This is a genomic window from Mesorhizobium sp. WSM4849 (genome assembly GCF_055811385.1).
In genome coordinates, this window is sequence record NZ_JBVVPW010000007.1 from 34,456 (window position 1) to 46,977 (window position 12,522).

A 12,522-nucleotide genomic window follows, 5' to 3' on the forward strand; every position below is an offset into this window, starting at 1 on the left:
GCGCTGCGCCAGTTTTGTCGAGTGACGGTTTCGTGTAAAGAGCGCGGGCTTCAAATTTCTTGGACCAGCGGACTCACCTGCCGCTGCGGGAATCGACAGGACACCCCACGGAATGCGCACGGACACCGGCCAGGTCTTCAGGCTCGAAGACTATCGCCCCACCGACTATCTCATACCGGAAACCAGCCTGACTTTCCGCCTGTCGCCAGAAGCCACGCGCGTCGTCGCCGTGCTGACGGTTGAACGCCGCGACGGCATCGCGGCGTCAGTGCCGCTGGTGCTGGACGGCGATGGCCTGACGCTCAGCCGCATCGCAATCGACGGCCGGACACTAGCGCCGGCAGATTTTTTTGCCACGCCCGATCAGCTGACGATCACTACGCCGCCCGCAGCACCCCGTTTCCAGCTCCTGATCGAAACCGAGCTGGCGCCGGCACACAACGAAGCCCTGATGGGCCTCTATCGCTCCAGCAACGTCTATTGCACGCAATGCGAGGCCGAGGGCTTTCGGCGCATCACCTATTTTCTCGACCGCCCCGATATCCTGTCCGTCTATACGGTGCGAATCGAGGCGCGGCAGCACGAGGCGCCACTGCTTCTTTCCAACGGCAACCCGAGGGGCAGCGGCGAACTTGCCGACGGCTGGCACTATGCGGTCTGGCACGACCCCTTCCCCAAGCCGTCCTATCTGTTCGCCCTGGTGGCGGGCGCTCTCGGCAAGGTCGCTGACAGCTTCGTCACATTGTCCGGCCGCAAGGTCGAACTCGGCATCTATGTCGAGCCGGGCAAGGAGCGGCTCGCCGGCTACGCCATGGACGCCCTGAAACGGTCGATGAAATGGGACGAGGAGGCGTTCGGCCGCGAATACGACCTCGATGTCTTCAACATCGTCGCCGTGTCCGACTTCAACATGGGCGCGATGGAGAACAAGGGCCTCAACATCTTCAACGACAAATATGTGCTGGCTGACCAGGAGACCGCAACAGACGCCGATTTCGCAAATATCGAGGCGATCATCGCGCATGAGTATTTCCACAATTGGACTGGCAACAGAATCACTTGCCGCGACTGGTTCCAGCTTTGCCTGAAGGAAGGGCTGACGGTTTTCCGCGATCACGAATTCTCCGCCGACCAACGCTCGCGAGCGGTGAAACGCATTGCCGAAGTGCGCACGCTGCGGGCGCATCAGTTTCCCGAAGACCAGGGACCGCTGGCGCATCCGGTGCGACCTCGCCGCTACCGCGAGATCAACAATTTCTACACGGCCACGGTCTACGAAAAGGGCTCGGAAGTTGTGCGCATGATCCGCACCATTCTCGGCAGCGAGACGTTCCGGGCCGGCATGGATCTCTATTTCGAGCGCCACGACGGCGAGGCTGCGACGATTGAGGACTTCATCAAGGTGTTCGAGGATGTGTCCGGCCGCGACCTCTCGCAATTTTCGCTCTGGTACCATCAGGCGGGCACGCCCAATCTGACGATCAGTTCGACGTACAATCCGGCAGCCCAGGAATTCATGCTCGAGATCGAGCAGTCGGTACCGCCAACGCCGTCCGAAAGCCGCAAGCGGCTGATGCATATTCCGCTGGCCTTTAGCCTGGTCGGCGCCGACGGCAAAGCGATAGCCTATAGCGGCGTCGAGGGCGCCAGCGTCGAGGACGGCGTCATCCATATCCGCAAGCGCCGGCACATGGTGCGCTTCTCGGGCGTTGGCGAGCGCCCGGCGATGTCGCTCAATCGCGGCTTCTCGGCGCCGGTGACGCTTTCCGTCGAGCAGAAGGCCGACGATCAGTTCTTCCTTGCCGGCCATGACAACGATACGTTCTCGCGCTGGCAGGCGTTCAACACGCTTTTGACCGAGGCGCTGATATCAGCCTTCCGCCAGGTCCTTGACGGCAAGCAGCCCGGTTTCGCATCACGGCTGACCGGGCTTGCCGGCAAAATAGCCGGCGACGAGACACTCGAACCGGCCTATCGGGCGCTGGCCCTGGCGCTTCCTGGCGAAGCCGATATCGCCCGCGACATCGGCAAGAACATCGATCCCGATGCCATTTTCTCGGCCCGCGAGCCGCTGACGGCCGCGATCGCCGAGGCCAACCGCGAGATATTCTCCGACCTCTACGATCGATTGGCCGACAAGGACGGTTTCAGTCCGGATGCGGCGAGCGCCGGGCGCCGGGCGCTGCGCAACACCTTGCTCGACTATCTCTCGCTGCTGCCGGGAGGTGCGGCGCTTGCGGCCCGGCACTTCCAGTCCGCGACCAACATGACGGACCGTGCCGCCGCACTGACCGTGCTTGCGCTCCGCCACCGCGGTTCGCCCGAGACGGTCAAGGCGCTGGCCGACTTCGAAGCGAAATATGCCACCGATCCGCTGGTGATGGACAAATGGTTCCAGATCCAGGCCAGCGTGCCGGGCCCGCAAACCATTCATGCGGTGCGCGCCCTCACCGGCCACCCGGCCTTCTCGATGGCCAATCCGAACCGGGTGCGCTCGCTCGTTGGCACGTTTTCCAGCGCCAACCAGACCGGCTTCCATCGCGCCGACGGCGAAGGCTACCGGTTTTTCGTCGAAACGGTCCTGCAGGTCGAAAAGCGCAACCCGCAGCTGGCCGCCAGGCTGGCGACGGCACTCAGATCATGGCGCTCGCTCGAACCTGCCCGGCGGGCCAAAGCAAGGGAAGCGCTGCTTTCGATTGCCAAAACCGAGAACCTGTCGACCGATTTGCGGGACATCGTCGAGCGCACGCTGGCGTAAGGTATGTCGATATTCAGGTGATGCCGGCCTGCGAACGGCGGTTTTCTGCGCTTCCGGTGCTCACGTACCCAAAAGTACGCTCCGCTCCTGTTCTCGGAATCCACCATTCTCGGCGCGACCTGACCTGAATCTCAACACACCTTTGAAGGTTGCCGCCCGGCATCGGGCGGAAAAGCCATTATTTTAGTCGATTTTTAATCTTTTTTCGCCGCGCCTATGGACAAGCCGAATCACCTTTGATTCTTTAGCTGAAGATTCGGAAGTGCGGCGTCGCCGGATCGTCAAGCAGATTTAAAATCGGGGAGAGCCATTTATGGCGAAGGCGGACGCGTGGGGCGCGCCCGGAGGGACGGGTTTTGAGCAGCGTGAGACGAGAAGCGATGGTCTCGCCGGCAACGCGCGGCTCATCGCCGAACCCGCCTACCGACGGCTTCTGGCAGCCGAGCCATTGTTGCGTCGATCGATACCGGCCCTCATCATCATTTTCCTGGTCGTCATCGCGGCGCTGCGGTTCCTGTCGCTGATGAACGAACGTGACGACGTGGAACGCGACGCCAAGGCGATCCTTTCGCTCGCGGCGGGCCAGCTCGCCAGTTCGATGAGCACCGATGCGAAGATGGCCTCAACGCCTGGCGCGACGCAGGACCTGTTGGAGGGCATCAGCCGTCAGGGCGCCATGGGCCGAAGCCACGTGCTTGCGGTCACCGATAGCGCGTTCAAGATCGTCGCCGTGACACCGCAATCGACGGGCTGGGAAGGGCGGTCGCTCGACGTCATCGCCCAGGGCGGTCAGCCGCTGTTCATGTTCGGCGACCGCGCCGGGGTGATGGAGGTAAGCATCGGCGGCCAGGACTGGTATGCCGCGGTGAGCCTGACAAATGCCAGGAACGGTGCTGCCGCAGCGCTCGTACCGCAGGAAGCGGTCTTCGACACGTGGCGCAAGACCGTTTCGCTCAACGTCACGCTGTTCGTGCTGACAGCCGGCGTGCTGATCGTCATCCTCTACGCCTATTTCGGCCAGGCGGCGCGCGCCCAGGCCGCCGACCGCATTTATCTCGAAGCGCACCAGCGCATCGATATGGCGCTGGTGCGCGGCCGCTGCGGCCTGTGGGACTGGGACATGGTGCGCGGCAAGATGTACTGGTCGCGCTCGATGTACGACATGCTGGGCTATGAGCCCTGCGACACAATGCTGTCGTTCGGCGAGGTCGACGAGATCATCCATCCCGAGGACGGCGACCTGTTCCAGCTCGCCAACAGGATCGTCGCACGCGAGATCGATCACATCGACCAGGTGTTCCGGATGCGCCATGCCGACGGACAATGGGTGTGGATGCGCGCAAGGGCGCAGGTGATCGACCCGGAAGCGCCGGAGATCCAGCTGATCGGCATCGCCGTTGATGTCACCGAGCAGCGGCACCTGGCGCTGCGCTCCGAGGCCGCGGATCTTCGCCTGCGAACGGCCATCGAAAACATCAACGAATCCTTCGTGCTCTGGGATTCCGCCCAGCGCCTGATCATGTGCAATTCCAAATACCAGCAGGACAACGGCCTGTCGGACCGCGACGTGATGCCGGGCGCCTCGCGCGCCGTTCTGGAAGATCGCATGCTTGCCTTCGCCTCAGAGCGCCGGCTTGCCAACACCAACGGGCAGCAAGGCGGCGTAACCTTCGAGCGGCAGCTTGCCGATGGCCGCTGGCTGCAGGTGAACGAATTGCGGACCAGGGACGGCGGCACCGTCTCGGTCGGCTCCGACATCACCCAGATCAAGCTGCACCAGGAGAAGCTGGTCGACAGCGAGCGCCGGCTGATGGCGACGATCCACGATCTCAGCCTTGCGCGCCGGGCTGAGGAAGAGCGGTCGCGCGAACTGGTCGAGCTCAATCACAAATACATGAAGGAAACCGAGCGCGCCGAGGCCGCGAACCGGGCCAAATCCGAGTTCCTGGCCAACATGTCGCATGAATTGCGCACGCCGCTCAACGCGATCATCGGCTTCTCGGAGCTGATGGAACAGGCGCTGTTCGGGCCGTTGGGTTCGCCGCGCTACGAGGAATACGCTACCGACATCAACGGCAGCGGCAAATATCTTCTGGGCGTCATCAACGACATCCTCGACATGTCGAAGATCGAGGCCGGCCAGTTCTCGATGGATCAGGAGGAAATCGACCTCTGCCCGCTGATGCGGGAAACGGTGCGCGTCATCTCGCTGCAGGCAGCGGAAAAGTCGATCACCGTCGAAACACGCATCCCCGATTCGCTGACGCTGTTCGCCGACCGCCGGGCGATCAAGCAGATCATCATCAACCTGCTGTCGAACGCGGTGAAATTCACCGGCCAGGGCGGCCGCATCGCGGTAAGGGCCCGCAACACGTCCAGCGCTCTGGTCCTGACGATCGAAGACAATGGCTGCGGCATCCCGAAGGAGGCGCTGAGCAAGCTCGGGCGGCCGTTCGAACAGGTGCAGAACCAGTTTTCCAAGAGCCATGCCGGTTCCGGCCTTGGCCTTGCCATCTCACGCTCGTTGGCCGAACTTCAGGGCGGCGCCTTGAAAATCCGCTCCACCGAAGGCACCGGCACGATCGTGTCGGTGCGCATTCCGATCAAGAAGCCGACGCAGCCGGTCAGGGCCGCCGCCTGACCTCTGTTGTCGTGAAGCGGTTGCAACTCTCGGAAACGCCGTGGGGCAGCGCCCCCGATGCAATTCAAAGCAGCCGTTTGGTGTTGCGACGTCATGACCGTTTCGCACGAAGCAAAAGGTCGAAATCCTTTCTGACCTTTTGCGACGTCTCCTTGAGGTGCGCTTCCAGCACAGCGAAATCCGGCAGGTCGGTGACCGCCAGAAGCAGATCCAAAAGCCCCGGCGGAACATCGTCGCGTTCGAACACCCCGGTGAGGCAGAGCCGCGTCATCTGGGTCAGCGCCAGATAAAGCGCATAGGCATCGCAAAGCTCCTGCCTGACCTGGGCCTCGGCGAAATCCGGCGCCAGCCTCGACAGGGCTTCCGCTGTCCCGGTGACCCGGCGGCCGGCTTCGAGCTTTCCCGTGATCACCGCCACCTGCGCGATGAATTCGAGGTCGATGAGACCGCCCGGGATCAGCTTGATGTCCCAGAGATCGCGCGACGGCTTCTCCTTCTCGATCATCGCGCGCATCTCGGCCGCCTCGGCCATCACCTTGGCGCTGTCGCGCGGCAGGGCAAGCACCGCCGCCACCTCGGCCTCGACCTCGGTGCACAGCGCCTGATCGCCACCGATCGCGCGGGCCCTGGACAGCGCCATATGCTCCCACGTCCAGGCGTCCTTGCGCTGATACTTCTTGAAGGCATCGACATGGGTGGCCACCGGCCCCTTGTTGCCGGACGGCCGCAAGCGAAGGTCGAGCTCGTAGAGAACGCCCTCGGCGGTCGGCGCGGACACGGCTGATATCAGCCGCTGCGTCATCCTGGAGTAATAGTGGGATGGGGGGAGCGGCTTGTCGCCGTCGGATTCTTCGGCATCCGCATCGTGATCATAAAGCAGGATGAGGTCGACGTCTGAGCCGGCCGTCAGTTCGCGGCTGCCGAGCTTGCCCATGCCGAGCAGCGCAACGGTGCCGCCGGCGATGCGACCGTGACGCAGCGCGAACTCGGCGATGACCGCCCGCAGCGCCGCGTCGATGGTGAGATCGGCCAGATCGGAAAAGGCACGGCCGGCGCGGGCCGGGTCAATCGAGCCGGCAAGCAGCCTGACACCGATCAGGAATTTCTGCTCGGACGCAAAGATGCGCAAGCGGTCGAGCACGTCCTCATAGGCCCTGTCGCCCTCGAGGAAGGCGGCGAGACGGCCGGACAGATAGGCGCGATCCGGCAGCTCGGTCAAAAGGGCCGGATCCAACAGGCCATCGAACACGTGCGGCCGGCGCGTGATGATAGCGGCCAGCCGTGGGGCCGCGCCCATGATCGTCGCCAGCAGCTTCAGCAGAGCCGGATTGGACTGGAGCAGCGAGAAGAGCTGGATGCCGGCGGGCAGGCCGGCAAGGAATTCGTCGAAGCGTATCAACGCCTCGTCCGCCCGGCGCGTCTGACCGAAGGATTGCAGCAGCGCCGGCGTCAGTTCGGTCAACCGCTCGCGCGCCTCGGCCGACTGGGTGACGCGATAGCGGCCGAAGTGCCAGCCGCGGATGACGCGGCAGATGTCGCTCGCCCGCTGGAACCCCAATCTCTGCAGGGTCTGCAACGTATCGGGGTCATCGACATCGCCGGTAAAGACCAGATTGCCGATGCCCGCCGAAAGCTCGGGCGCAGTTTCGAAGAGTGCTGCGTAGTGGCGTTCGACCTGGTGGAGTGCGGCGCGGAACGCCTCGGCAAAGGCCGCCGCATCGGCAAAGCCCAGAATGCGGGCAATGCGTTCGAGCTCTTCGTCATCCTCCGGCAGTACATGGATCTGCTCATCGGCGACCATCTGGAGAGCATGCTCGACGCGGCGCAGGAACCAGTATTGCCGGGCGAGCGCGTCGCGCGCATCGGCCGTGATCCAGCCGCGTGCCGCAAGCTGGCCAAGCATCGGCACGGTCACGCGGCCGCGCAGCTCGGGGAAGCGGCCGCCGGCGATGAGCTGCTGGGTCTGGACGAAAAATTCGATCTCGCGAATGCCGCCGCGGCCGAGCTTGACGTTGTGGCCCTTCACCGCGATCTCACCAAGACCCTTGTGGGCGTGGATCTGGCGCTTGATCGAATGGACGTCGGCGATCGCCGCATAGTCCATGTATTTGCGCCAGATGTAGGGCTGGAGATCCTTCAGGAACGCAGCACCGGCGGCGAGATCGCCGGCCACCGGACGCGCCTTGATCATGGCGGCGCGCTCCCAGTTCTGGCCGCGCGCCTCGTAGTAGCGCAGTGCCGCCTCGACCGGGATCGCCAGCGGCGTAGAACCGGGATCGGGACGAAGCCTGAGGTCGGTGCGGAAAACATAGCCGTGTTCGGTGCGATCCTGGAGAATGCGGACCAGCCGGCGCGTCAGGCGCGAAAACAGCTCCGTCGCATCGAGCGGGTCGACGACGGCAGACGCCTGCGGGTCGAAGAAAACGACGAGGTCGATGTCGGAGGAGAAGTTCAGCTCATGGGCGCCCAGCTTGCCCATGCCGAGCAGGATCCAGCCCGACCGGCGCGCCGGATCCTCGAGGTCCGGCAGTTTGAGCTTGCCTTGTCCGTGCGCGTCGCGAAGCAGGAAGTCGACGGCAGCGCGGGTGCAGGCGTCGGCAAGATCGCTCAGCCGCTGTACTGTGACTGCTGTTTCAGCCTCGCCTGCAAGGTCGGCCAGCGCGATCAGGACATGCGCTTCCGCTTTCCATTGCCGCAGCTCCATCATCAGGCTGTTTTCGGAGATGGCTTCCGCCCGCGCAGCCTTGTCGATGGAGGCGCCGATCGACGCCAGCCGGGCCACGACGGTCTCATCGAAAAGCGCATCCACGATCTGCGGGCGGCGGCGTACTGTGTCGCGGAGAAATGGCGACAGGTCGAACACTGCGGCGAGGAAATCCTGGACGGCGCCCTTGCCGGTGAGAAATTTCGCGAGCCGGGCAAGCCCGTCTTCCTGCGCAGCGGAAGCGATTTCCGACAATTCCCGCCTGGCGCGGTTCCGATCCAGGGGGACGAGCTTTGTCGCCGGATTCAGAAGCCAGTTGGTCTGTTCCGCAGCCGCCCTCACCGCCATCAGCGATCCTCCCGTTCGGGAAAACTCATGACGACGGACAATCCGGGATCGGCGGGCAGAAGATCAAGCCGTCCGTTGTGGAATGTCATGATTGCGTTGGCAAGGCTGAGGCCCAGACCGGAGCCCGGCTGCGAGCGGCTCTTCTCCAGGCGCACGAAACGCTCGGTCGCCCTGGCGCGATCGGCATCGTCGGGAATGCCCTGGCCGTTGTCTGTGACGGAAAGCCTGATTTCGCTACCGACGCGATCGAGCGTCACGCGGACGATCGGCTTGGATGTCGAATCGGTCGAATATTTGATCGCGTTGTCGACGATGTTCGATAGCGCCTGGCCGATCAGCTCGCGATTGCCTTCAACGGCGAAGGCATCCTGCACCGAGGTCTCGAGCGTCACTCCCACCTCCTCCGCCACCGGCTCGTAGAGCTCGACGACATCGCGCACGGACGCAGCCAGATCGACCCGGCTGGTGCTTTCTGAGGAATAGCCCGCCTCCAGCCTGGAGATCATCAGGATGGCGTTGAAGGTCTTTATCAGCTGGTCGGATTCGGCGATCGTCGCTTCCAGCGCCTGGCGGTAGTCGGTAGCGCTGTGCTTGCCGGAAAGCGTCGCTTCGGCACGGTTGCGCAGCCTGGTCAGCGGTGTCTTCAGATCATGGGCGATGTTGTCGGAGACCTGCTTTAGCCCTTCATTCAGCGTGGCGATCCTGGCCAGCATGGAATTGAGATTTTCGGAAAGCCGATCGAACTCGTCGCCGGCGCCGGTGACCGGTAGCCGGCCGGAAAGGTCGCCGCCCATGATGCGGCGACTGGCCTCCGACACCGAGTCGATGCGCTTCAGCGCCGCGCGGCCGACGAAGAACCAGATCAGGAACCCGCCGAGCGCCATCATGCCGAGCGCCAGCATCAAAGCGCGGCGGATGACGGCGCGGAACCGCTCCGGCTCGCCAAGGTCGCGGCCGACGAGCATGATCATCTGGTTCGGCAGGCGCAGCACCAAGGCAATGGCGTTGTGGCCCTTCTCGCCTTCGACCTGGACTTCGCTCTGGCTGGGTTCGTTCGGGTCGGCGACCGGGTTGCGCTGCCGCTCGAGCTCGCCCTCGCCGAAGCGTCGGTAGGAAAACGGCGCCGTCGTCCAGCCCTCGGCCTCGAGAACGCCGGGCTCCAGGCTCTGCACGTTTCCGGTTAGGATCTGGCCGTTGGTGTCGGCGATCAAATAGAGATTGGCGCCGGGCTGGCGGGAGCGCTGCTCGACCACGCGGACCAGCAGCGGCAAGCCGCCGCGCTGGTAGGCCCGGGCGAGGCCGAGCACTTCGTCGTTGATAGTCTCCTGCGTCTGGCCGGTCAGCATGCGTGCCGACAGCGAGGTCATGTAGAAGACGAGCAGCACCGCACAGATGGCGAACAGCAGGAGATAGAGCGCCGAAAGCCGCGCTGCCGTCGTCTTCATGATGGCCGGCATGGAGAGAGCCATGCTACCCGCTCTTGAGCATATAGCCGGCACCACGAACCGTGTGCAGGATCGGCTTGTCGAAGCCCTTCTCGATCTTGCCGCGCAGCCGCGAGACGTGAACGTCGATGACGTTGGTCTGCGGATCGAAATGGTAGTCCCAGACATTTTCCAGCAGCATGGTGCGCGTCACCACCTGGCCTGCATGGCGCATCAGATATTCAAGCAGGCGGAACTCGCGCGGCTGCAGCGTGATCTCGCGCGCCGCGCGCCGCACCGAATGAGAGAGCCTGTCGAGTTCGAGATCGCCGACCCGGTAGACGGTTTCGGCTTCCTTGGCGCTGGCGCGGCGGTTCAGCACCTCGACCCGGGCCAGAAGCTCGGAAAAGGCATAGGGCTTGGTCAGATAGTCGTCGCCGCCGGCGCGCAAGCCGGTGACCCGGTCGTCGACTTCGCCGAGCGCCGACAGGATCAGCACCGGCGTTGTATTGCCTCTGGATCTCAGACCGGCGATGACCGACAGGCCGTCGCGGCGCGGCAACATGCGGTCGACGACCATCACGTCATAGTCGCCGGAGTCAGCGAGCGCGAAGCCGGTTTCGCCGTCGCCGGCGACATGGGCGGTGTGGCCGGCCTCGGTAAAGGCTTTCTGGAGGTAATCGGCCGCCTCGCGATCGTCTTCTATGACGAGAATCTTCATGGGACCGTTATACGCGATTTCGCTGGAAGATTGAGTGGCCGGCATATGCATCGTGGCCTTCACCAGGGCGTATCGCGAACAAATTTGATTCAAGGATACGCAGTAAGTCTTTGTTTTGAAATGTCGTTGCCCCAGAGCCATCGGCACCCTCGGATCAAGCCCGAGGCTCATCCCAAAACCGCTTCACACTTCTGGGCGAGATGCTCTGTTGTTCGAGCATATCGTCATGCAATGTTCGAGCGGCAGCGGGCGATGGGAGCCCGCTGCCGCTGGGGCGGAACACGATGACTGACTAACGCATTCAAGCCCCGTGCTTTCCCCATGCGACGGCTCGGGGTGTTTGAAACCGCCGCACCGGAAAAGTCTGGAACGTCAGCCCTTGGCGACAGGCAGCGCGACGAAGCGGTTGCTGTCGTCGCGGGTGATCTGCATCAGCACCGCCTTGCGGCCCGATTTCACCGCATCGGCCATGGCCTCGGCGACGTCGTCGGTGCCATTGACCTCCGTCGAATTGACCGAGGTGATGACGTCGCCGGGCTGGATGCCGCGATCGGCGGCATCGCTGTCGGGATCGACATCGGTCACCACAAGCCCTTTGCCCTCATCGGACCTGGTGACGGTGAGGCCGAGATCGGCCAGCGTATCGGCCTTTGGCGGAGCGGAAGGCTGCTGGTCGGCCGAAGCCTGCTTGTCGCTCAAAGGCAGCGTGCCGAGGTCAACCTTGACGGTCTCACTCTTGCCGTCACGCCACAGCGTGACGTCGACCGGCTTGCCGGGCTGGTAGGCGCCGATCAGACGAGCGAGTTCCTTCGGCGAAGCGACGTCCTTGCCGTCCACCTGAGTGATGACGTCACCAGCTGATATGCCGGCCTTCTTGCCGGGACCATCGTCTTGGGCGCTGGAAACGAGCGCGCCCTTATCGGACTTCAGCCCGAGCGATTCGGCGATTTCGGAGGTGACCGGCTGGATCTCGACGCCAAGCCAGCCGCGCTGGACGGTGCCGTCCTTCATCAGATCCTGCACGACCTGTTTGGCGGTCGAGGCGGGAATGTCGAAGGCAATGCCGACGCTGCCGCCGGACGGCGAGAAGATCGCGGTGTTGATGCCGACGACCTGGCCGTTGAGGTTGAAGGTCGGGCCGCCCGAATTGCCGCGGTTCACCGAGGCATCGATCTGGATGAAGTCATCATAGGGACCGGCGCCGATATCGCGGCCACGGGCCGAGACGATACCGGCGGTGACCGTGCCGCCGAGGCCGAACGGATTGCCGACGGCCACGACCCAGTCGCCGACGCGAACCTTTGAATCATCGGCGAAGTCGACATAGGTGAACTTGCCGTCGCCTTCGACCTTGAGCACCGCGAGGTCGGTGCGCGGATCCGTGCCGACCAGCTTGGCGTCGAGTTCCTTGCCGTCATGCATCACCACAGTGAAGGACGAGCCGTCTCCGACGACATGGTTGTTGGTGACGAGGTAGCCATCCTCGGAGATGAAGAAACCGGACCCTTGGGCGACCGGCCGCGGCTGGCGGTCACGGCGTCCGAAACGCCGCATTCCATCCCGGCCATCCTGATCGCCAAAACCACGGAACTCCCTGAAGAAGCGGCGCAATTGCGGATCATCGGGAAGATTGCCGAAAGCGTCCGGCAGATCGGAGCCGTCGTCGGCGGTCGATTCTATCTTGGCTTTGACACGGACACTGACGACCGCCGGCGAAACGCGCTCGACCACATCGGCGAAGCTGGGGACCTGTGGCGCCTCGACACGCACGGCCTCGGCCAGGACCGGGGCTGTCCCGGTGGCAACCGCGCCGAAGCCGATTGCGCCGGCAATGGCCACTGAAGCGGCGGCAGCCATCAGGCGTTTGCGGGTGCGGGGATATGAATTGGGGGCAATATTCATGGGTCTCGTATCCTCTTTCAAGGG

6 protein-coding genes are annotated in these 12,522 nt (G+C 63.8%); 2 read left to right on the forward strand and 4 right to left on the reverse strand.

From position 1 onward, the window contains the following. Positions 1-112: 112 nt before the first annotated feature. Both pepN and AC0L3L_RS09300 read left to right on the forward strand, forming a co-directional pair. Positions 113-2,758 carry an aminopeptidase N gene (gene pepN / locus AC0L3L_RS09295; protein ID WP_473637344.1) on the forward strand — a complete coding sequence of 882 codons (2,646 nt, stop codon included), beginning with the start codon at positions 113-115 and terminating at the stop codon, positions 2,756-2,758. Positions 2,759-3,071: 313 nt separating this feature from the next. Further along, positions 3,072-5,399, forward strand: coding sequence for a PAS domain-containing sensor histidine kinase (locus AC0L3L_RS09300; protein ID WP_473489724.1), 2,328 nt, complete (start codon positions 3,072-3,074; stop codon positions 5,397-5,399). Positions 5,400-5,490: 91 nt separating this feature from the next. Here AC0L3L_RS09300 and AC0L3L_RS09305 read toward each other — a convergent pair whose 3' ends face one another. From AC0L3L_RS09305 to AC0L3L_RS09320, 4 genes are all read right to left on the reverse strand, one after another. Then, entirely contained in the window at positions 5,491-8,451 is a 2,961-nt protein-coding gene (locus tag AC0L3L_RS09305; RefSeq protein ID WP_473637345.1) for a bifunctional [glutamine synthetase] adenylyltransferase/[glutamine synthetase]-adenylyl-L-tyrosine phosphorylase, read from the reverse strand. After that, a complete protein-coding gene (locus AC0L3L_RS09310) occupies positions 8,451-9,920 on the reverse strand; it encodes a sensor histidine kinase (protein ID WP_473489722.1) in 1,470 nt (489 codons plus the stop codon). Before AC0L3L_RS09310 ends, AC0L3L_RS09305 begins: the two co-directional genes overlap by 1 nt. Position 9,921: 1 nt before the next feature. Next, entirely contained in the window at positions 9,922-10,596 is a 675-nt protein-coding gene (locus AC0L3L_RS09315) for a response regulator transcription factor (protein ID WP_123149880.1), read from the reverse strand. Positions 10,597-10,968: 372 nt separating this feature from the next. Next, the gene (locus AC0L3L_RS09320; RefSeq protein ID WP_473489721.1) at positions 10,969-12,498 is read right to left on the reverse strand and encodes a Do family serine endopeptidase; all 1,530 of its coding nucleotides are present in this window, start codon (positions 12,496-12,498) and stop codon (positions 10,969-10,971) included. Positions 12,499-12,522: the final 24 nt, after the last annotated feature.